This is a genomic window from Tannerella serpentiformis (assembly GCF_003033925.1).
Lineage (GTDB): Bacteria > Bacteroidota > Bacteroidia > Bacteroidales > Tannerellaceae > Tannerella > Tannerella serpentiformis.
On the sequence record NZ_CP028365.1, the window covers coordinates 767,952 to 789,433 of the forward strand.

The 21,482-nt window shown below is 55.0% G+C and carries 24 protein-coding genes; 14 read left to right on the top strand and 10 right to left on the bottom strand.

Features of this window, described 5'->3' with window-relative positions; all coding sequences use genetic code 11:
* Nucleotides 1–14 precede the first annotated feature (14 nt).
* The 4 genes from rplS (at nt 15) to C7123_RS03165 (ending at nt 2,717) form a co-directional block, all read left to right on the top strand.
* Nucleotides 15–374 (top strand): 50S ribosomal protein L19, encoded by a 360-nt coding sequence (gene rplS / locus C7123_RS03150; protein WP_037984771.1) that lies wholly within the window; start codon nt 15–17, stop codon nt 372–374.
* 157 nt (nt 375–531) lie between these two features.
* Nucleotides 532–1,734 carry an aminotransferase class V-fold PLP-dependent enzyme gene (locus C7123_RS03155; RefSeq protein WP_069175749.1) on the top strand — a complete coding sequence of 401 codons (1,203 nt, stop codon included), beginning with the start codon at nt 532–534 and terminating at the stop codon, nt 1,732–1,734.
* A gap of 39 nt (nt 1,735–1,773) precedes the next feature.
* Entirely contained in the window at nt 1,774–2,088 is a 315-nt protein-coding gene (locus tag C7123_RS03160) for a heavy metal-binding domain-containing protein (RefSeq protein ID WP_037995024.1), read from the top strand.
* Nucleotides 2,089–2,102: 14 nt separating this feature from the next.
* Nucleotides 2,103–2,717 (top strand): ribonuclease HII, encoded by a 615-nt coding sequence (locus C7123_RS03165; protein ID WP_069175750.1) that lies wholly within the window; start codon nt 2,103–2,105, stop codon nt 2,715–2,717.
* 98 nt (nt 2,718–2,815) lie between these two features.
* Here C7123_RS03165 and C7123_RS03170 read toward each other — a convergent pair whose 3' ends face one another.
* Both C7123_RS03170 and C7123_RS03175 read right to left on the bottom strand, forming a co-directional pair.
* Entirely contained in the window at nt 2,816–3,244 is a 429-nt protein-coding gene (locus tag C7123_RS03170) for a SufE family protein (RefSeq protein ID WP_037998646.1), read from the bottom strand.
* Nucleotides 3,245–3,377: 133 nt separating this feature from the next.
* Nucleotides 3,378–4,397: a M28 family peptidase gene (locus C7123_RS03175; protein ID WP_394365933.1), complete on the bottom strand. Its 1,020-nt coding sequence runs from the start codon at nt 4,395–4,397 to the stop codon at nt 3,378–3,380.
* A gap of 129 nt (nt 4,398–4,526) precedes the next feature.
* On the opposite strand from C7123_RS03175, the gene C7123_RS03180 reads away from it, so the two are divergent.
* The 10 genes from C7123_RS03180 to C7123_RS03225 all read left to right on the top strand — a co-directional run bounded on the left by C7123_RS03180 (nt 4,527) and on the right by C7123_RS03225 (nt 15,271).
* A complete protein-coding gene (locus C7123_RS03180) occupies nt 4,527–4,943 on the top strand; it encodes a HEPN domain-containing protein (protein WP_069175751.1) in 417 nt (138 codons plus the stop codon).
* The gene (locus C7123_RS03185; protein WP_069175752.1) at nt 4,940–5,293 is read left to right on the top strand and encodes a hypothetical protein; all 354 of its coding nucleotides are present in this window, start codon (nt 4,940–4,942) and stop codon (nt 5,291–5,293) included. Before C7123_RS03180 ends, C7123_RS03185 begins: the two co-directional genes overlap by 4 nt.
* A 3-nt stretch (nt 5,294–5,296) precedes the next feature.
* The gene (locus C7123_RS03190) at nt 5,297–5,629 is read left to right on the top strand and encodes a hypothetical protein (protein ID WP_069175753.1); all 333 of its coding nucleotides are present in this window, start codon (nt 5,297–5,299) and stop codon (nt 5,627–5,629) included.
* Nucleotides 5,630–5,640: 11 nt separating this feature from the next.
* The gene (locus C7123_RS03195) at nt 5,641–6,594 is read left to right on the top strand and encodes a DUF6261 family protein (protein WP_069175754.1); all 954 of its coding nucleotides are present in this window, start codon (nt 5,641–5,643) and stop codon (nt 6,592–6,594) included.
* Nucleotides 6,595–7,173: 579 nt separating this feature from the next.
* Complete coding sequence (locus C7123_RS03200; protein WP_159049818.1) at nt 7,174–8,469, top strand: alginate export family protein; 1,296 nt, start codon at nt 7,174–7,176, stop codon at nt 8,467–8,469.
* Between the two features lie 170 nt (nt 8,470–8,639).
* Nucleotides 8,640–9,383 (top strand): (Fe-S)-binding protein, encoded by a 744-nt coding sequence (locus C7123_RS03205; RefSeq protein WP_037985991.1) that lies wholly within the window; start codon nt 8,640–8,642, stop codon nt 9,381–9,383.
* Complete coding sequence (locus C7123_RS03210; protein WP_037995693.1) at nt 9,380–10,756, top strand: lactate utilization protein B; 1,377 nt, start codon at nt 9,380–9,382, stop codon at nt 10,754–10,756. The genes C7123_RS03205 and C7123_RS03210 overlap by 4 nt, the downstream gene beginning before the upstream one ends.
* A 9-nt stretch (nt 10,757–10,765) precedes the next feature.
* Complete coding sequence (locus C7123_RS03215; RefSeq protein ID WP_069175756.1) at nt 10,766–11,347, top strand: LutC/YkgG family protein; 582 nt, start codon at nt 10,766–10,768, stop codon at nt 11,345–11,347.
* Between the two features lie 45 nt (nt 11,348–11,392).
* Nucleotides 11,393–12,946 carry an L-lactate permease gene (locus C7123_RS03220; protein WP_037984119.1) on the top strand — a complete coding sequence of 518 codons (1,554 nt, stop codon included), beginning with the start codon at nt 11,393–11,395 and terminating at the stop codon, nt 12,944–12,946.
* A gap of 222 nt (nt 12,947–13,168) precedes the next feature.
* Nucleotides 13,169–15,271 (top strand): biotin/lipoyl-containing protein, encoded by a 2,103-nt coding sequence (locus tag C7123_RS03225; protein WP_394365929.1) that lies wholly within the window; start codon nt 13,169–13,171, stop codon nt 15,269–15,271.
* Nucleotides 15,272–15,381: 110 nt separating this feature from the next.
* Here the strand turns inward: C7123_RS03225 and C7123_RS03230 are convergent, their stop codons facing one another.
* From C7123_RS03230 to C7123_RS03270, 8 genes are all read right to left on the bottom strand, one after another.
* Complete coding sequence (locus C7123_RS03230) at nt 15,382–15,867, bottom strand: hypothetical protein (RefSeq protein ID WP_159049819.1); 486 nt, start codon at nt 15,865–15,867, stop codon at nt 15,382–15,384.
* Between the two features lie 131 nt (nt 15,868–15,998).
* On the bottom strand, nt 15,999–17,540 hold the full coding sequence (locus C7123_RS03235; protein WP_069175758.1) for a PAS domain-containing protein: 1,542 nt from the start codon (nt 17,538–17,540) through the stop codon (nt 15,999–16,001).
* A gap of 252 nt (nt 17,541–17,792) precedes the next feature.
* The gene (locus C7123_RS03240) at nt 17,793–18,053 is read right to left on the bottom strand and encodes a SemiSWEET family transporter (protein WP_037998246.1); all 261 of its coding nucleotides are present in this window, start codon (nt 18,051–18,053) and stop codon (nt 17,793–17,795) included.
* 98 nt (nt 18,054–18,151) lie between these two features.
* Nucleotides 18,152–18,814 (bottom strand): peptidase E, encoded by a 663-nt coding sequence (locus tag C7123_RS03245; protein ID WP_237269268.1) that lies wholly within the window; start codon nt 18,812–18,814, stop codon nt 18,152–18,154.
* A 349-nt stretch (nt 18,815–19,163) separates the two neighbouring features.
* Entirely contained in the window at nt 19,164–19,652 is a 489-nt protein-coding gene (locus C7123_RS03255) for an Lrp/AsnC family transcriptional regulator (RefSeq protein ID WP_069175759.1), read from the bottom strand.
* Nucleotides 19,653–19,872: 220 nt separating this feature from the next.
* Nucleotides 19,873–20,346, bottom strand: coding sequence for an ExbD/TolR family protein (locus tag C7123_RS03260; protein WP_037983573.1), 474 nt, complete (start codon nt 20,344–20,346; stop codon nt 19,873–19,875).
* A 23-nt stretch (nt 20,347–20,369) separates the two neighbouring features.
* Nucleotides 20,370–20,978, bottom strand: coding sequence for a biopolymer transporter ExbD (locus C7123_RS03265; protein WP_037983571.1), 609 nt, complete (start codon nt 20,976–20,978; stop codon nt 20,370–20,372).
* A gap of 25 nt (nt 20,979–21,003) precedes the next feature.
* On the bottom strand, nt 21,004–21,477 hold the full coding sequence (locus tag C7123_RS03270; protein ID WP_037983569.1) for a hypothetical protein: 474 nt from the start codon (nt 21,475–21,477) through the stop codon (nt 21,004–21,006).
* Between the last annotated feature and the right edge of the window lie 5 nt (nt 21,478–21,482).

Sequence of the window (21,482 nt, forward strand, 5' to 3'; positions counted from 1 at the left end):
GAGCATCATTAGAAATGGATTTAATCAAGATTGCAGAGGAAGCATTTGCTACTCGAAAGGAGCATCCCGCATTTAAGAGCGGCGACACGGTGACGATTTCGTACCGAATCAAAGAGGGAAACAAGGAACGTATTCAGCAGTACCGCGGTGTGGTGATCCGCATCTCGGGCGAGGGCGACAAGAAGCGCTTTACGGTACGTAAGATGTCGGAAAACGTCGGCGTGGAACGTATCTTCCCGATTGAGTCGCCGTTCATCGAGCAGATCGTGGTAAACAAGGTCGGCAGAGTGCGTCGCTCGAAGCTGTACTATCTGCGCAACCTGACGGGTAAGAAGGCACGTATCAAGGAAAAACGCGGTACGGCCACGGCCTGATAAGGCGCAGCGAGAAACAGTGAGAAACCCCGGGAGCCCCTACTATTCGTGGATGGCTTTCGGGGTTTCTTGTTACCGACGCTCTTGAGACGAAGGATGCGATGCTGTTAGCATACTCTCACCTCTACTTTTGTGCACTTATTCATTAGATATAGACATGTTAGATATAGAACGTATCAGGGAAGACTTTCCCATCCTGCGGCGTGAGGTCTACGACCGGCCGCTTGTTTATTTCGACAATGCCGCCACGACGCAGAAGCCGCGTTGCGTGGTGGAGAAGATCGAAGCAGCCTATTACAACGTCAACGCCAACATTCACCGCGGTGTGCATTTTCTCAGCCAGCAGGCTACGGAGGCGCATGAGGCCGCGCGTGAGACCGTGCGGGCGTTTCTGAATGCACCGTCGTCGGCAGAGATCATCTTCACGCGGGGCACAACGGAGGCGATCAACCTTGTGGCTTCGAGTTACGCACGCGCTTGCATGCAGCCGGGTGATGAGGTGATCGTCACGGCCATGGAGCATCACTCGAATATTGTGCCGTGGCAGTTGCAAGGCATGCGGCTACGAGTAATTCCCATCGATGAGCATGGCACGCTGGACCTGGAGGCGCTGCCGGGATTGTTCACCGACCGGACGCGTCTGGTGGCCGTCACACACATGTCGAACGTGTTAGGGACGGTCAATCCGGTGGCGGAGATCGCTCGCGTGGCACATGCGCACGGGGTGCCGATCCTTGTGGACGGTGCGCAGGCGGTGGCCCATCGCGCGGTCGATGTGCAGGCGGCGGACGTGGACTTTTACGCCTTTTCGTCGCATAAGATCTACGGCCCGACGGGTATGGGCGTACTCTATGGCAAGGCCGAATGGCTCGACCGGATTCCGCCTTATCAGGGCGGCGGAGAGATGATTCGCAATGTGTCGTTTGAGAAGACAACCTACAACGAATTGCCTTACAAGTTTGAGGCTGGTACACCGGACTTCATCGGCAGTACGGCGTTAGCTACGGCGTTGGATTATGTGCAGCGCATCGGCCTTGATGCCATCGCTGAGCACGAGCACGAACTGCTCCGTTACGCCACGGAGCGCCTTGGCGCCATCCCCGGCATGCGCTTCATCGGACAGGCGCCGGAGAAGGGCAGCGTGCTGTCGTTCCTCGTGGGTGACATTCACCCCTACGATCTTGGCATGATCCTCGATCGTCTCGGCATCGCCATCCGCACGGGGCATCACTGTGCCGAACCGCTCATGCACCTGCTCGGCGTAGAAGGCACGGCGCGCGCCTCGTTCGCTTTATACAACACAAAGGCCGAGGTCAATGCGTTGGCTGAGGGCATCGAGCGGGCGCAGAAGATGTTTTAATCGATAGTTATTCACCCTTTAACCACTCATTAAACCCCTATGATTCTTACGACAACCCCCTCACTGGAGGGGAAAAAGATTACGCATTACTATGGCGTCGTCAGTGGCGAAGCCATCATCGGCGCCAACGTGTTTCGGGACTTTTTTGCCAGCATCACCGACTTTGTTGGCGGACGTTCGAACGCCTACGAGGCGGTGCTGCGCAAGGCCAAGGACACGGCACTGAACGAGATGTCGCACCACGCGCAGTCGATGGGAGCGAACGCCGTGGTGGGCATCGATCTGGACTACGAGACGATCGGCAGTAGCATGCTCATGGTGACGGCTTCAGGCACAGCCGTGATCGTGGAGTAAAGGAGGGAGCGCCGATGCTCCAACCGTTTTTGGAACCCGGCCGGACGGAAGCGGGCTGCGATGAAGCAGGCCGTGGATGTCTGGCCGGACCTGTGTTTGCGGCCGCCGTTGTGTTGCCGCCGGACTTTCAGAATGAGGAGCTGAATGACAGCAAGCAGCTCACAGAGCGTGCTCGCGAACGTTTGCGAACGGTCATCGAACGTGAGGCCGTGGCGTGGGCTATCGGGGTGGCGACGGCGGAGGAGATCGATCAGATGAACATCCTGCGGGCATCGATCTTGGCCATGCATCGCGCCGTGGCTGGACTCTGTCTGCGGCCGGACTTCTTGCTCATCGACGGGAACCGTTTTGCGCCGTGTCCGGAAGGGATTCCGTACGCGACAATCGTGCATGGCGATGCGCGGATGATGAGTATTGCGGCTGCGTCGGTGCTGGCTAAGACACATCGCGACGAGATGATGGCGGCGCTTGATGCGGATTATCCCGCCTATGGTTGGGCGAAAAACAAGGGCTACCCCACGGCCGCTCACCGTGACGCGATCCGTCGGTTCGGCGTCACACCGCACCACCGACGCTCTTTCGCGCTGTTGCCCGAAGCGACGCAGGGGGAGATTGTGTTTGGGGAGTGATCCATAGCCCCACGAAAAAAATCCTTGCAAAGGTCTCCCGAGGTGGGAGTGTCCTCTGCAAGGATTTACGTATAGCCCGAGGGTGGAAGGGGCGTTGGCTATTCCCCTTTCGCTTGGAAGGCTACGGCGTACATCTTCATCTGCTTGAGCATGGAGACGAGGCCGTTGGAGCGCGTCGGGGAGAGGTGCTCTTTGAGGCCGATGCGGTCGATGAAGTAGAGATCGGAGGCCGTGATCTCCGACGGGGTGTGGCCCGAAAGCACACGGATCAGTAGCGACACGATGCCTTTGACGATCACCGCATCGCTATCGCCGCGAAACGTGATCCGACCGTCGGTGCCCAAGTCGGCCGTCAGCCAGACGCGACTTTGGCAGCCCTCGATGAGGTTGTCCGACGTCTTGAAGCGCTCCTCGAGCGGCTCCAGCGCGTTGCCCATTTCGATCAGCAACGCGTATTTATCCATCCAATCGGTGAAGGTGGAGAACTCCTCGATCACCTCGTCTTGCAGTTCGTTTATCGTATTCATATAGGGGGGTATGGGTAGTTAGGGGGTAGTCAAAGGGTAGTTATGAGTAGTTAGGGGGTAGTCAAAGGGTAGTTAGGGGGTAGTCAAAGGGTTGTTAGAGGGTAGTCAAAGGGTTGTTATGGGATAGGACTTTCTACGATCCTTTGATGACGTAGAGGACGGTTTGGCCGACGGCGCGGAGTGTGGCGCGGTCGATGTTGTCCATCGTGTCGTTGCCCGTGTGCCAATATGCGCCGAAGCCTGTGGAGCGGTCGGGGGCGTAGTTGACGATGTCGAGGCAGGGGATGCGCAGGCCGCGGATGACGTAGACGTGGTCGTCGACCAGGTTGCCACCGGGGGCGTTGACGAAGTAGCGTCCGAAGCCGAGGTCGCGGGCGGCCGACCAGACGCGGTCGACGTAGGCTGCGGCGTAGCGGTCGGAGGTCTGCTCGCGGTAGAAGACGGCGTCGCGCGAGCCGACCATGTCGAGCAGGATGCCGTATTCGGCCGTATAGCCCGCCGTGTGCGGGTAGCGCGCCCAATGTTGCGAGCCGAGGCACCAGGTGGTCTCACTCTGCGGGTCGTTCGAGGCGGGATCGAAGGCCGGTGTACCGCCATCCTCGGCGTCGAAGAAGACGATGTCTATGCCCACGTCCGCAGGTAGTCCCGAGACGTTGAGCTGGCGAGCGATCTCCAGTAAGACGCCCACGCCGCTGGCCCCGTCGTCGGCCCCGTCGATGGGTGTGCGCTGGCGACCCGCGTCCGGGTCACGGTCGGCGAAGGGGCGCGAGTCCCAGTGCGCGCAAAGCAGGATGCGCCGTGTGCGATCGGGGGCCAGTGCGCCGATGATGTTCTTGGCCGTGAGGCGACGGCCGTCGTAGGTGGTGACCTCCGCCTCCTGCACGGTGACGGTAGCGCCGTGGCGCCGCAGCTCGTCGGCCAGATAGGTGGCGCAGGCACGATGCGCCTCCGTGCCAGGCACGCGTGGCCCAAAGTCCACCTGTCGGGCTACGTAAGCCAGAGCACTGTCGGCGTCGAAGTCGGGCGCCGTAGCCGTCGCCCCGGTGGGAGCCGCCGCTTCGCCCTGCGTCGCCGGCTCGACCTTTCGTCCGCAAGCGGTGGCCAGGAGTAGGCCGACGGTCGCGGGGATGATCCATTTAGTCATCAATTTCAAGTTCATGTTACGTTCGTTTGTTAGAAGCGGCGGCAAAAGTAGGGGCCTGAGGAGGGAAAATCGAAAAATGAAAAACGAAAAACGGGGCCGCGGCTATCTTTGCGCCCACACGAAAGGCAACAGGAGCAGATGAAGACGAAAGCCATCCATAACATAAAAGCCGCCGAGGCGCTGATCGACAAAGCGGAAGAAGGCTATTACACGGCCAGCATACACCATGTCTATTACGCCGTGTTCCAATACATGAAGTACGAGCTGGCGCACACCGACATGGAGCCGCTCTCCTACGAGGAGCAGACGGTGAAAGCGAAGGAGTACCGGATGGGGTCGCACGACTTTATTATCAAGGAGATCAGGCGGCGAATCGGCCGTTTGGCCAATCTGGATACGGCGAAAGATTTTGCTCGCGATGTGCGTGAATTGAAGGGCGACCGGATCGATGCCGATTACCGCTCGCGGCAGTTCACACTGGAAGAGAGCCTGGCCTGCAAACGCCTGGCGGAGGAATTGATTACTAAACTCAAAACGTATTTTGGTGACCTATGAAAGATCTTGAAGTAGAACGGATCCTGCGGCAATATGCCGAGGACTTGGTCAGCCGCTACACCTGGCTGACGATCCGGTTTGAATACAGCGAAAAGCGAAGCGTATACCTCGTTTCCTACTCACCCAAATGTCTGATTTCGGGCAACGATACGCTCATCAACGAGATGATGGATTTCGAAGACCGGATGAATGACGTCTATGGCGACGATGCGCCGCTGTTTTGCGAAGATGAGCGGCTCTTCAAGCTCTCGCCCGAGGCAGAGGTGGTCCGCCATCATGCGCCCGAGCGAGCCGTGCGACACGTGTCGCCGCGCAAGAAGCGCTCCGTGGCCGAACCCGCAGTCGTGTAAAAAGTGGCCGCCGGCGACAGTGTCGCCGAGGCTATCATGGTCTATGGTAATGCCGGCGACAGTGTCGCCGGGGCTATCATGGCCTGTGGTAATGCCGGCGACAGTGTCGCCGGGGCTATCATGGTCTGTGGTAATGCCGGCGACAGTGTCGCCGGGGCTATCATGGTCTGTGGTAATGCTGGCGACAGTGTCGCCGAGGCTATCATGGTCTATGGTAATGCCGGCGACAGTGTCGCCGGGGCTATCATGGCCTATGGTCATGCTGGCGACAGTGTCGCCGGCGATATGCAACAAGTAAACTCAATGTTTTATCACACAATACACTCATTAAATTAAGATCAAACCACATGAAAAAGGAATTTAAGGCTTTGCCTAAGATCGTTAGAATCAGCGGAAATGGATCGCACTTCAGTGCCCCCCGCCACGCTAAGTTTCACCGCCGGATATACGACATCATCAAGGCTGTGGACAAAACGAAACTCAAGTTCCCCGCAGGATTGCTGGAGGAGTATGACGCTCGCTCGGACGCCGAGGTGGAGGCCAACAAGCAGTCCACCATGTCGGCCAACACGGCCCTGATGCTGGAGAAAGACGAAAAGCGTGACCAGCTTTTGATCTACATCTTCGGCAAGGTGCGCAACGAGCTGCGCTCGCCCGTCGATGCGACCTCCGCGGCAGCCCACCGCATTTGGGCGGCCCTCGGTACGTATAAAGACATACGCACGGAGTCGTTCGACGAGGAGACGCTGCATATTGATGGCATGCTGAAGGACATCGTGCCCATCGCGGCCGACATCACCACCCTCGGACTCACCTCAGAGTTCGCCAGCCTCAAGACGCTGAACGACGAGTATGAATCCCTCAGCGCGCAACGTGAACACACGACGGCCGTCACCAAAGGCCCGAGCTCCAAGGAGATCCGACCGCTGACGGACGCTGCCTATGAGGTGATCTGCCAGTACATCCAGTCGGCCTACCTCAACGCCACCAGCGACGAGGATCGGACGATGCTCGAGGAGTTGGTCGCAGAGATGAACCGTACCGTGGTCAAGTTCCGCACCTCGCAGCGCGAAGAAGCCGCTCAGAAGCGTGTCGCCAAGCAGCCCAAGGATCCGAAGCCGAAAGACCCGAAGCAACCCAAGGATCCCAAGCAGCCGAAGGACCCCAAGGATCCGAAACCCGACAAGCCGAAGCCCGACGATAAGCCGGACATCAAGCTCCCGGAGGAGGGCCCCAAAAAGCCCGATCCCAAGAAGCCCGAAGAGGGCGGCGGGCCGGACATCCACCTGCCGGAGGAATAGCGCACCCGGTCCACTTCGCCAGCGGCCGTAGCCGCGAGTGAGGCCACCAGCGAATCCTCGCATGAAGCATTCGAAGGGCATCCCCAAACCGATGTGGGATGCCCTTTTTACAGTCGCCCGAAGGTGTCGCCCGTGCCCCCCTACCTCGATGCTTTTGAGGGCTATGGAGGTTGACTATGAGCCCCTCAGCCACCTGTTTCGCACTTACGATCTGTGAGAAAATGCGGGGTGAGGGTGCATTTTTTTCACCTCATGCTTGCATTAGATTCAAGGAACGCTAATTTTGGGGGCAAAATCGAAGGGAATGTTATTCGGTCTACACAATTCACAACCGCATCCAAACCACCATGTCGGACGCCTTTTCGCCGGCTGGTGCACCTTACCTATCCTTAATAGGTGTACACGATGCAACTCGGTGTCCGCTCCCGCCGCAGCTCATCGCGTACCTATTATAATAGGTGTACACCCGGCCCACGGAAACACATCCCACACCCCCCAAACTTGTGCAGCCGAATCGCTCCCACGGTTTACCGAATCAAAAAGAGAAACAGCATCCACCAACCTGAAAACCGAAAGAAAATGAAGAAGTTTATCCTTACCCTGGGTATCCTGCTGGGTCTGTACAGTACGACCACAGCACAAACGGAAGAGCCGGAGCAGAAGCCCTTCCGCATCACTTTCTCCGAACGCGCACGAATGACCTCCGTCGGTGAAGCCGCCACGCTGGATCACAATGCGCCCGTAACCACCTTCACCCGGTGGCGCACCTATCTCGGCGCCTACTACAACCCCAGCAAACACTTCGAGTTTAGAGCCGAGCTGGGCAATGAGGCCCGTATCTACCTCACCCCCCCGACAGCTAAGACGGCCTTCAACGAGATCTTCTTTAATCAACTCTATGTGGATTGGAAAGACATCGCCGACCTGCCGATCGACCTCCGCGTGGGACGACAGAATATCATGTTTGACGAAGGCTTTGTCATGGTAGACGGTAACCCCCTCGTAGGCTCCCGGTCAGACTATTTCAACGCCGCTAAGGCCACCTTCCGCTTCAACGAGAACAACAACCTCTCCGCCGTCTTCGTCTACAACCCCCATCGCGACAAGCTCCTGCCCGTCTTCAACGAGGGCGACCACTATCAGCCCCTCGAGGAGCAAACCAACAACGGTGCCGCCCTTTACTACAAGGGACACCTGAACCCCGTAGACCTCTCGGCCTACTATTTCTACAAGAATTACTTCAAGAACGCTACCGCCCCCGATGCCGAGACGCACGTCGTAGGTGCTCGCGCCAATGTGGCTTTACCGGGCAACGACTTCCACTTCATCAGTGAGTTCGCCTATCAGTTCGGTAAGGTGGGCAACAACGATCGGCGCTCCTGGGGCGGCTACTCCCGGTTGGAGTACAACATCGGGCGCTATCTCTACGTCCTCGATCAGCTCTCCATCGGCGGCATCTATCTCAGTGGCGACGACCCCTCGACTCCCACCGTCGAAGGCTTCGACCCGATGTGGAACCGCTGGACACCCTGGGGCGAAAGCTACGTCTACACCCTGGGCGCAGAGACGGGCAAGATCAGCTACTGGTCTAACATCGGCTCCATCAACGCCGGATTCAAGGCCACCCTCGCCCCCAACGTGCACCTTAATGCCAACTACATGCACCTCATGGCCATGCAGCTGCACCCCGGATCCGCCTTCACCTCTGGCGGAGGCAAGACGCGCGGCGACCTCTACTACGCCCGCATCTCCTACCAGATCAATCCGCACTGGTCGGGCCACCTGCACTTTGAGCACTTTAACCCCGGCAACTACTATTTCAAGGGTGCCGACAACTTCAACTGGGTGCGCTTCGAGCTGATGTATAAACTGTAATATGAACGAATCAGAGAGTCAAAGAGGATAGTCGGGAGGGGCGGGCGATGATAGCCCTTGCCTTACTCCCTCCCCCCTTCCCCCCCGACTATTCGCTGACTCTCTCCCCTCTATCGAACCTATTAAAGCGAGAATATTCAATTGTTATTTGACACTAAACTTATGTGGTTATGAAAATCGGATTATTTATTCCGTGCTATATCAATGCGGTCTATCCGCACGTAGGTATAGCCTGTTACAAGTTGCTCGTCAGCTTAGGAATGGATGTCGACTATCCCGTGGGACAGACCTGCTGCGGCCAGCCAATGGCCAATGGCGGCTTTGAAACCGGGTCTGTCTATCTGGCCGAACGCTTCGAGGATCTATTCAAAAAGTACGACTACATCGTCGGCCCCTCAGCCAGCTGTGTAGCCTTCGTCAAAGAGAATCACCCGCGTCTTCTGGCCGAAGCCAAGAAGGGCGAGTGCACCGCAGCGAAACACATCTACGACATCACCGAGTTCCTGCACGACGTGATCAAGCCCGAGAAGTTTCCCTCCAAATTCCCTCACAAGGTCAGCATTCACAACAGCTGCCACGGTGTGCGCGAGTTAGGCCTCTCTTCTCCCTCTGAGCTGACAGTGCCCTACTTCAACAAGATCCGCTCGCTGCTTGAGCGTGTACCCGGTATCACGGTCGTAGAGCCTAAGCGCGTCGACGAATGCTGCGGTTTCGGCGGCTTATTCGCCGTTGAGGAGTCTGAAGTATCCGCCTGCATGGGCCGTGACAAAGTGAAGGATCACATGTCCACCGGAGCCGAATACATTACCGGAGCCGACAGCTCCTGCTTGATGCATATGAATGGCGTCATCGAACGCGAACATTACCCCATCCAAACCATTCACTACCTCGAAATCCTATCTGCACAGTTATGAGCGCACATGCCAAGGCTGCAAAAGCCTTCTTAGCCAATAAAGAGAATGCCGTTTGGCACGACCAAACGCTTTACATGGTTCGCCACAAACGCGACCTCCTCTCGCACGCCATCCCCGAATGGGAAGACCTGCGCCACACCGCCCGCGACATCAAGCTCTACAGCAATTCGCACCTGCCTGAGCTCATCGAGCAGTTCGAAAAAAACGCCACAGCGAACGGTTGCCACGTGCACTTTGCCAAAGACGACGAGGAGTATCGTCACATCATCGAAGGTATCCTCAGCGATCACGGCGTGAAGAAGCTGGTCAAGAGTAAATCCATGCTCTCCGAAGAGTGTAAACTCAATCCTTACCTCATTGAGAAGGGTTACGACGTGATCGAAAGTGACCTCGGCGAACGCATCCTGCAATTAATGCACCTCCACCCCAGCCACATCGTTATGCCCGCCATCCATATTAAGCGCCAAGCTGTGGGTGAGCTTTTCGAGGAGAAGTTGGGTAGCGAAAAGGGCAATTCCGACCCGACGTATCTCACCCACCAGGCTCGTCGTGCCCTGCGTCAAGACTTCCTTAATTCAGGGGCCGGCATGACGGGTGGCAACTTCGCTATTGCCGCTACCGGTGAGGTCGTAGTTTGCACCAATGAGGGTAACGCCGATATGGGTATGTCGTGCCAGAAGGTGAACATTACGGCCTTCGGTATCGATAAGATCATTCCCGACTTGCGCTCGCTGGGCGTCTTTACGCGTCTATTGGCCCGTTCGGCTACCGGCCAACCGATCACAACCTATACGTCACACTTCGGTCGTCCGCACCAAGGTGGCGAGCAGCATTTTATCATCGTAGACAACGGGCGCAGCAAAATCCTCGGTATGCCTGAGCATCGTAAGGTGATGAACTGCATCCGCTGTGGTGCCTGCATGAATACCTGCCCCGTCTATCGTCGCAGTGGTGGCTACTCCTATTCTTACTTCATCCCCGGTCCGATCGGCATCAACCTCGGTATGCTCAACGATCCGCAGAAGCACAGTGGCAACGTCTCGGCGTGCTCACTCTGTCTTTCCTGCTCGTTCGTCTGCCCCGCTATGGTCGACCTCGGTGAGCAGATCTATATCTGGCGCCAGAAGCTGGACGGCTTCGGCAAGGCAGATCCGAAGAAGAAAGTGATGTGTCAAGGCATCAAGTACCTCATGGATCGCCCAAAGCTGTTCCACTCTGCACTTAAGATGGCACCGATGGTCAACTCCATGCCGCGCTTTATGCTCTACAATGGGCTGAACGATTGGGGTAAAGAGCGCGAGCTGCCCAAGTTTGCCAAGCAATCATTTGAGGCTTGGTGGAAGAAGAATCAAAAGGAGAAGAACGCTAAATAAGAACCAAGTATGAGCAGCAAAGAATTTATATTGAACAGCCTGAGGGATAACATCAAGGAGCACTTTCCCCGCCCTGAAATCAAGATCCCTCACACCGTCTATCCGGATAAGATCAAGCAGTTTATAGAGATCTCCGCCGGAGTAGGCGGCAGTGCCGAAGAGTTGGGCAAGGGTGAAAGTGTGGACGACGCTATCCGTCGCCTCTTCCCCGAAGCCAAACGCATCGCCTGCAATTTTCCCGAGGTGACTTGTGCCACCTATAACCCGGACACGATCGAGACACCATCCGAATTGAACGGCACGGATCTCGTTGTCTGTCACGGCATCTTTGGCGTATGCGAGAACGCCGCCGTCTACTACGAGCAGGAATACCTGCAGCGCGCCATCTACTTTATCTCCGAGGCGCTTGTCTTCCTCCTCCCCAAGGATCAGTTGGTAGACACCATGCACGATGCTTATGCCCGCGTACCAGAGGCTCATCCGGGCGAGTTTCGCGGCTTCATGTCCGGCCCGTCAAAGACAGCGGACATCGAGCAGTCGCTCGTCAAAGGTGCGCATGGCCCGAAGCGAGTAGTCGTCTTGCTTGTGTAACATGTATCGAAATGATATTCTAACTCTATAAATAGCATTCCTGCCATGAACGTATTTCTTTCTATTCTCCCGATTTTGCTCTTGTTCGTGCTCATGCTCGGCATCAAAATGGCCGGACACAAGAGCGCCTTTATCACCCTTGTGGCCACGTTGCTCGTTGCTGTGTTCGCAGCGCCTGCACTCGGATTCGCTCCCGAGGGTTACACGCAGTTCGGTGTCTTTTGGGCCTTCATCGAGGGTCTACTGAAGGCCACCTTCCCCATTCTGATCATCATTTTGATGGCCATCTACAGCTACAACACGTTGCTCGAAAGTGGCGAGATCGAAGTGATCAAGAAGCAATTTACCTCTCTGACGAACGACCGTGGCATCATCGTGTTGCTCCTTGTTTGGGGCTTCGGTGGCTTGCTTGAAGGCATGGCCGGGTTCGGTACAGCCGTAGCGATTCCTGCCGCTATTCTGATCGGCCTCGGCTTCAAGCCCGGCTTCAGTGCTTTGGTGTCGTTGATCGCGAACAGCGTGCCGACGGGCTTTGGTGCCGTGGGTGTGCCTGTCATCACGTTGGCTAACGAGGTGGCTCCTTCTGGTGCAGCCACGCCGGATGCCATCTGCGACATCGCATCCAAGGTGGTCATCCAGCTCTCGCCGCTCATGCTGATCATCCCGTTCATTATCCTCACACTGACGGACAGCTCGCCGAAGAAGATCGTGAAGCACATCCTACTCTCCCTTTGGATCGGTGGTATCTCGCTCGTCGTGCAGTACCTCTGCGCACGCTATCTCGGAGCAGAAACGCCGGCTATCCTCGGTAGTGTGGCCGCCATCTTAGCGATCATCCTCTACGCACGCCTCTTTGGCGAAAAGGATACTGAAGACGTAGCACCGAAAGAGACGTTCACGATGGCACAGACCCTCCGCGCTTGGAGTGTGTACGGCTTCATCCTCTTCTTCATCATCTTCAGTGGCCCGCTGGTAAAGCCCGTCAACGAGTTCCTCCGCACGCACTTGGTCAGCAGTGTACACTTGCCGATTTATGCTGAGGGCAAAGCCTTCAAGTTTGGCTGGATCTCCAACGCCGGTCTGATGCTCTTCCTCGGCACGTTCCTCGGTGGACTGGTACAGGGTGTGTCCGCTCAGAAACTGATCGTCGTGTTGGCGCGTACGGTGAAGAACCTCGGGAAGACGGTGATCACGATCATGAGCCTTGTCTCCATTGCGTCGGTAATGAACTACGCCGGTATGATCCTCGTAATCGCCGAGGCCTTGGCCAATGCAACGGGAGCTTATTATCCGCTCTTCGTTCCGCTGATCGGTGCAATTGGTACGTTCGTTACGGGTAGCGATACCTCGTCGAACATCCTCTTCGGAAAGCTCCAAGCCAATGTGGCTGCCAAGTTGAACTACGCCGACCCGAACTGGTTGGTGGGTGCCAATACGGCCGGTGCCACCGGTGGTAAGATCATCTCGCCGCAAAGTATTGCCATCGCCACGGCCTCTTGCAACATGCCTGGACGTGACGGTGAGATCCTCCGAAGCGCCTTGCCTTACGCCATCGGATACATCGTCCTAGCTGGCTTGATGGTCTATTTTGCTGCATGACTTTCACGAGCTTAATGCCCAGAATCCAATGAAAGAGTGAGCCCTGCCCGAATTGCGGAAATATTTCCGTAATTCAGGTGGGGTCTCTTCGAAAAGCCTTTTCTTTGCGGCCACTCCGCCGGCGCCTATGGCTCATTGACGTCGTATCCGGAGATCCACGTGGAAGAAAAGGAATCGATTTTATCCAATTAAAAATTCATCTCATAAGAAACAGATTTAATCATGACACAGAAACTTTTGATCAGAGATCTCACATTGAGAGACGGACAGCAGTCTTCGTTTGCAACGCGTATGAATCAATCGCAGGTTGATCGTGTTTTACCCTATTACAAGGACGCCAACTTCTACGCAATGGAAGTATGGGGCGGCGCTGTGCCCGACTCCGTGATGCGCTACCTTGGCGAGAACCCTTGGGACAGACTGGAGAAAATCAAGGCCTCTGTAGGCGATGTCTCCAAGCTAACCGCCCTCTCCCGTGGCCGTAACCTCTATGGTTATGCTCCGTATCCCGACGAGATCATCGACGGTTTCTTCCGTAACGCCGTAAAATCCGGCCTGGACATCATGCGCATCTTCGATGCCCTGAACGACGTGAACAACGTGAAGTCGAGCGTGAAGAGCATTAAGAAGTATGGCGGTATGGCCGACTGCGCCGTATGCTACACCGTGGATCCGAAGTATGATGACGATCGCGAGCCGGTCTTCACCGACGCTTATTTCCTGAACAAGGCACAGGAAATGTTGGCACTGGGTGCTGACATGATCACCATCAAGGACATGAGCGGACTCATCCCGCCCTCACGCGTAGCCAAGCTGATACCGCTCTTCAAGAAGCACCTCAATGTGCCCGTGGACTTCCATACGCACTGTACGCCGGGCTTCGGTCTGGCTTCCGTCCTGACGGCTATCATGTGCGGTGCCGACATCGTGGACACGAACATCTGGTACTTCGCCGGTGGTACGGGTGCTCCCGCTATTGAGTTGATCTACATCTTCTGCAAGAAACTCGGTGTGGAGCTCGACGTGAACATGGAGGCCGTGGCCAAGATCAGCAAGGAGCTGAAAGAGATCCGCAAGGAGCTCGAGGCTTACGACGCATCGAAGCTGTTCCCGAATCCGTTCAACCCGCTGACCGACACGCTGCCGGCTGAGATCGATGCCCTGTTCGACAAGGCAATCGAGGCTGTCCGCAAGGAAGACGAAGCCGCGCTGCTGGATGCTTGCCACACCATCGAGGCTTACTTCAACTTCCCGAAGCCGAACGAGCTGGTGAAGAATGCTGAGATCCCCGGCGGTATGTACAGCAACATGGTGGCTCAGTTGAAGCAATTCAACGCGATGGATCTGCTCGAAGATTCGATGAAGCTCATCCCGAGCGTACGCCTCGACGCCGGTCTGCCACCGCTCGTAACACCGACCAGCCAGATCGTAGGTGCACAGGCCGTGTCTTGCGCGCTGAGCTTGAAGAAAGGGCTGGATAAGTACGCCAACACCTCGAGCCAGTTCGTGAACTTGGTGAAGGGTGAATATGGTAAGACGCCGGTTCCGGTTGATCCTAAGTTCCGCGAGCAGATCACAGGTTCGCCTGTTGAGACACCGTACGACACGACCACCCACAAGACACCGGATAACCCCGTGCTTGAGGAATTTGGCGGTGTACGTTTGGCCAAGGACGAGAAGGACATGCTGCTGCTGGAGCTCTTCCCGAACGTAGCCACTGGCTTCCTGCGCAAGAAACGCGAAGCCGAGTACAACGAGACGCAGAAGGCTTCTGGCGCTTGCGCTTGCGGCGGTAAGGAAACGGCGCAGGAAGAGGCTACGGCCGCAGTGGACGACTCCGTGAAGGGCCGCATGGTAGAATGCCCCATGCCGGGTAATGTCATCGAGGTGAACGTGAAAGTGGGCGCCAAGGTGAAGAAGGGCGATACGCTGCTGATCCTCGAATCCATGAAGATGGAGAACGACATCACGGCCGACTTCTCCGGTACGGTTCGTCGCATCCTCGTGAAGGCAGGCGACTCTGTTCAGGTGGGTGCACCGATGGTTGAGATCGTAGACGAGGCAGCCGCCGCAGCATCTCCCGCGCCCAAGGCCGCTGACGCCGGCAAGGGCCGCATGGTAGAATGCCCCATGCCTGGTAGTGTCATCGAGGTGACGGTCAAGGAGGGCTCGAAGGTGAACAAGGGCGACAAGCTGCTGGTGCTCGAATCCATGAAGATGGAGAACGACATCACGGCCGACTTTGCCGGCACCGTTCGCCGCATCCTCGTCAAGGCAGGTGACTCCGTTCAGGTGGGTGCGCCGATGGTTGAGATCGTGGAATAGATGACATGAAGACCGCGCACCGCTCCTCCGGTGCGTTGGTTTTTCGCTGATAGACACAGCAGGGCTTGCGATTCGACATCGTATGCCCTGTTTTTTTATGCATCCCCATACTATGGCCAAAAATCGAACACCAAAAGGAGGCGAATCACTTTTGGAAATGCTTGCGGGAGTCCCGCAAGTGGCCGCGGAGAACTTTTTGGTGTTTGCGGGAGTCCCGCAAGGGACATTTCCTCCATTTTGATGCTTGCGGAAGTCCCGCAAACACCATTTTCTCCATTTTGATGCTTGCGGAAGTCCCGCAAGGGCCATTTTCCCCATTTTGATGCTTGCGGAAGTTCCGCAAGGGCCATTTTCTCCATTTTGACGCTTGCGGAAGTTCCGCAAGGGCCATTTTTCCCGTTTTGACGCTTGCGGGAGTTCCGCAAGGGCCATTTTCTCCATTTTGATGCTTGCGGAAGTTCCGCAAGGACCATTTTTCCCGTTTTGACGCTTGCGGAAGTTCCGCAAGGGCCATTTTCTCCATTTTGATGCTTGCGGAAGTCCCGCAAACGCCATTTTCTCCATTTTGATGCTTGCGGAAGTTCCGCAAGGACCATTTTTCCCGTTTTGACGCTTGCGGAAGTTCCGCAAACGCCACGAAAAGATGAAGCGCCGGGCACACGCCGGGTGAGAGAGCCTCACCACACAGCATGTACCCGGCGCATCTTGCCTCGGGGACCGTCGGCGCTTAGTGCTTCATTTGATACGTCCCAATCAGCGCCTCGAGCTTCGTGATCAGCTCGTCGAGCGGCATGCCCGATCGCTCGCTCATCATGCCTACGGTGGCGATGGGGAGCATCACCTTGGCGATGGGCGTCTTGAGCATGGCGAACTTCTCATTGATGGTGGGTAGGTCGTCAATCAGCTTCGGGAAACGCGTCACGAGCGCCTTGAGCTTCGTGTCTTTGGTGATCGCCTCGGGCGACGCGGGCGTCTCTCCCGGCTTGGCTGCGGGTTGCTCTTGCTCGCTTTTCTGCTCGTCATCCCACGTGAGGAGGGTGCGAGAGCCCTCCAGCTCACGAATGTGCGTGCAGTTTTGCATCATCTCCATCACGCCGCGGAAGCGCCCGTTGGCGTCGCGGACGGCCACGTAGACGATGTAAATGAAGAGGCCCGGCTTGTTGATCCAGAACTCGGAACGACTCTGCTCACCGGTGCGGAACTTCTCGATGATCTCCTCCACGATGTGCACACTTTTGGGCGGGTGACAGTTGCGCACCTCGCGGCCGATGACGCCCTTGCTGCGCGGGAAGACGCGGTGGGGCGTGTCGGTGTAGAACTTGACCAGCTCGTTTTCGTCCACGTACGAGATGTCGACAGGCAGGTGGCGGAACAGCAGGTTGATCTGCTCCAGCGTCAGCTTGCCCTCGGCCACGTCGAGCACACGGTCGTCGTCGTCGGTGGCCTTCGCACCCATCCCGTACTTGCCGAGCAGCGCGGCCAAATCGTTCATAAAGTCTCCACCCGCGGGTGCGTTAGTCGATGCAGTTGCAGCCTTCGGCGCGTCGCCCGGCATGTCGATCAGGAAGAAACCGATCTCGCGATCGCCGTGCTTCATCTCCTCAAACTCCGCGTCGGAAATCAGCTTGAGCGACGTCGGGTAAAGGATCAATTCCTCCTTGCCGATGAGGTCGAGCACATCTTCTGACATCGTTTTGAAGGCCTGGAGGAAATCTTCCGTGCGCCCCAGTTGGAGCAGGTCGCGGGCCTTGTTCATCTCGTCACGCACGTAGTCGTCGTAGGTCCACATCGTGGTCGAAGGCCGCGTGAATCCCTTGCGTTCCAGGGCGGAGTAGAGCTGGTTTTGCTTGCGGTGGAAGTGCACTTTGTATTTCAATACGTCTTTCATCAACGCTGTCCATGCCGCCTCGTCGAAGGGCTTTGCAGCCAGCTCCTCGCCCTGCTTCATCAGCTCCTTCATACGGTCAGCCTCGCGCCGGTAGGCATCAATTGGGTGACCGAAAGGCAACTCCTTCCGCGGCTCCTTAATCAGGCCCTCGTAGATGTGAACGATCTCTTGCGTGTCCTCGTCGCGGCATTCGTCCGGAGTCTCGTCCTTGACCAACTGCTCGGCCGCGGCAAATTCTTCGGGCGATACCTCGCCCACTTCTTTTCTCACGCGCTCACGCGCCTCGTCTATGGTCAGTTGCTTGCTATTATAAGCCTCGCGAATCGCGATCATTCGGCGCAGCTTATCCTGATCCATACTTTCAAAAATCGGATTTGTCATACGTCTTGTTCTTTAATGTTGGGGGGATTATATGGAGAAGAAAGAGGGGCAGAGACACTGAAGCCGATGATATAACGAAAGCCATGGGCGCCTAGTAACGCCCGAGCAACATTGAAAAACTCCGCGCCCTCTTTCCCTATGAAAACGGGGCTAAAAACACACCGCGCGGCGAGTAGTAGGCCCGTCGCGCGGTTTTCATTTCTCCCAAAGAGCCCGCTTCGGGATCGGTGGTCCGCCGTTACTTGCCGGATCTTAGAAGCTGGTGGCGAAGGTGATTATCCCCAAGATGATACCGGGGATATTGGCCAGGATGATCGGCCAATCTTTCGATGGCTTCTTAAACAACCCGTAAGTGGTCCAAAGCATACAGTTGAATGCTGCGCACAGAGGCTGAACGGGAGTTCCCTTCTGCCCGGACAGATTCATTTGGATTTGCGAGATGTACGATACATACATCAGGATCGAAGCACAGGTGGCTGCTATAGCCAGGATGCGAAACCATTTCTCGTTCATACTAATGTCCTATTTGTAGTGATAAATCGCCGCAAAGGTAAAAGTGCACCTGCAATAAGTTGTCACATCCATTTCTTTTTCATTCGTTAGCGCTGAGTCTACTCCCCTCCGCTAACCGGAGTGCTGCCTATCGAGACAATCCGCGTTCGGTCGCCCTCTACACAGATCGCCTGTGTATTCGTGATTGGGCGCAGAGGGAGGTGGCTATATGTCCGCACGGTCTCCTCGGCAGACTCCTCAAATGGCTCACAACCGTAATGGGGCACCGTATAGAAATCGACCAGTCCAAGCGCATCAAAATCTCGAAAGTCAGGCGTGTAGGCCGTTGCAACAGCGTCCATTACTTGTGCATAGGCAATGTTCGGCGCAGCAATCATGCTCCCCGCCGACTCTCCAATGTACAGCGCCCCAGCCTTCACCCGACGGACAATCGCCCGATCAGCACCCTTCCGCCTAAGTTCCTGCATGAGGAAAAACAGGTTACCACCGCTGACGTAAATGCAGTCATTTCTCTCCAAAGTCTGCTCGATCACTTCGGCCGTCGCCTGCGTAATCTCCAACTCCTCCACCGTGTAGCCCAATCGCTCGAGCGCCGCCCGTCCTTCTGCCACATACAGATTATACTCCTCATGGAGCGCCGCAGTCGGGATAAAAGTCACCGTCCCCCGTTCCTTTCCCACCAATTCAGGTAATAAGTCCGCCACATCTGCAAAAGATGAGCACAAAAACAATCTCTTCATAATGTACTTTTCTGTCTTCATAATGTACTTTTCTGTTTGATACGATTCGCATTGTAGCTCTTGTCGACGGCTCCCGCTGCAACTCGTCAGCGATAGGAGCAGCAACCATGCAACTCCAATCAAACGGCCCAGCGCCACAGCCCAAAAGTCTACACTGCAACTATTTTTCATCCGCCTTTTCCAACTTGCCAATATCGATTGGCAGTCGCCTACGGAATCCTTCCTTGAAAGAGATCAGCGTCTCCGTCCGCGCCAATCCTAAATGTAGCTCTTGTTGACGCCTCCGCTGCAACTCGTCAGCGATAGGAGCAGTAACCATGCAACTTCAATCAAACGGCCCAACGACACAGCCCGAAAGTCTACACTGCAACTATTCTTCATCCGCCTTTTCCAACTTACCGATATCGATCGGCAGTCTCCTACGGAATCCTTCTTTGAAAGAGATCAGCGTCTCCGTCCGCGCCAATCCTAATGGCAATAGCTTCTTATGGATGATGCTAAGCAGATGCTCATTATCTCTGGCGTAGATCTTTACAAAGAGGTCGTATTTCCCAGTCGTATGGTGACACTCCACAATCTCCGGGATCTGCTTCAATGCCTCCGTGATCGATGCGTATTGATCCGAACTCTGGAGAAAAAGCCCCATGTAAGCACACGTCTTGAACCCGATCTTGCTATTATCAATGATGAATTCGGAGCCTTTCACGACTCCAGCATGAATCAACTTCTGAATCCGCTGATGGATAGCCGCCCCGGATACATTGCACTCCCGCGCCACCTCAAGAAACGGCTTCCGAGCGTCTTTGACCATCATGCTCAGAATCTTCTCGTCCAATTCATCTAATTCGTATTGTTCCATCGTCTTTTCAGATTAAGATGACATTGTTAGCTGTAACAAAGAGGCGTAGAGACAGCCTCCCACTTATATCCTCCTTGACCGTCATCATTTCGTCTGATGAAATCTCTTTCTATGCAAAAACAAAGAGGGGAGCGAACCTACTTTCTTACCTGTAAGATTCGCCCCCACTCTCTTTTTAATGTTGATATTCAATTCGTGGATGCAAAAAATCGAATACCTCTTACTTGTTATCTACTTGTTTACGTGCCGAGTAACTGATCTTCAAGGCATATGCTTCTCGAAGCGCCTGCTTTAAGTCAGTGATCAACCCCATCTTGGTGTCTTGGTCGGCTTTGATTGAGACGGTCATAAAAGGCTGATCCTCCTCTTTCATACTCGACTTTTCCTGCCCGATGTATGTTCCTACTTCAGAGATTTCCGCAAAAGCATCATTCAATTGCAGACGACTCTCCGACCCCATCTTGGCACGATATTCCTCTATAGGTTGTCCGACATAAATAAACGTGACCAGTGATTTCTTCTCCAGTTTCTGTAGCTCCGTAGCCTGCGGGGCACGGAATTGCACCTTCAAAGTCACTTCGCGCATGGTCGTAACCATCATAATGAAAAACAAGAACGCAAAGACCAAGTCTGGCAATGATGACGTGTTCAATTCGGGCATTTCACGTCCACCCGATCGACTGAATTTTCCCATTACATTTTTCCTTCCTTAAATCTTTAGTTCGCAGCAGGAGCAGACTTAGATCCTCCACCATAGTTCTTCGGCTCAGCCTCGGATATCTTCTGAGGATATATCATCTGTACAGCTTCCTGCTGTTTTTCATCCAACTCTGCAAATGTTTTGCCCCATTTCTGCTTAGCTACTTCATCACGCAGTTCGTTATAAGCAGCGGCCAATTCATTTTGCACCCGGATATATGCTTGATACTGCGTACCTCGGTCGTTTTGCAACGATATAATATGAGGTTTGCACACCATCATCTTTCCAAAAAACGGGACATCAGCTTCTTCCTTCTCTGGTAAATTCGGATCGTTATTCACATTGGCTATGAACTCCTTAGCCTTAGCTTTGACCTGCTTTATATCCATGTATTCACCACCGCACAACACTTGATTAGTGGAGCTGATCAAAACTACAAGCATGTTCCTTTTTTTGACATCGATTTCCTGTTTCTTCTGCTGTTTATCGGGTGGAGGAGGCAATCTTCGCGCTAACCCCATATCCGTATCCATAGAAGTCGTCAAAAGAAAGAACAGCAACAACATGAAAGCGATGTCAGCAGAAGAAGATCCATTAATTCCCGGAACTTTTCTTTTCTTACTCATGTTCTTTCTATGCTCTCTATATCTATTACTTATTCAGAACCTTCTTAAGACTGCCAGCAATCATAGCTAATACAGACAGTCCCAACAGGACATACGTTGAATAGATCCACATATCCGAGACCTTCAACCAGCCCGCTGTATTGAATTGTGCTGAATCAACATTGATTCCTGGTAGAGGAGTAGCATCACCCATCGCATAGGTTACTCCAAGCAAGACTACAAAAGCAATCAACACTACTAAAGATCCTAGTGCTGCTTTCGGTTTAGTCTTCAGTGTAGAGAAGAACTGCATAATTCCAAACAGCACCAAACAAACCATCGTAACTCCAAAGAGTGCATAGCACCAATAAAGTAACAGCGATGTATTTACGGGCTCCTTATTCTCTGCAGCAGGATCAACCACACCACCGAGATAGAACATTGCTAGGACAATCACACTAACTATGATGACGCCTGTCAACATCCAGCTCGACAGTTTCCTTATCTTGGTTACAGCCATGACTC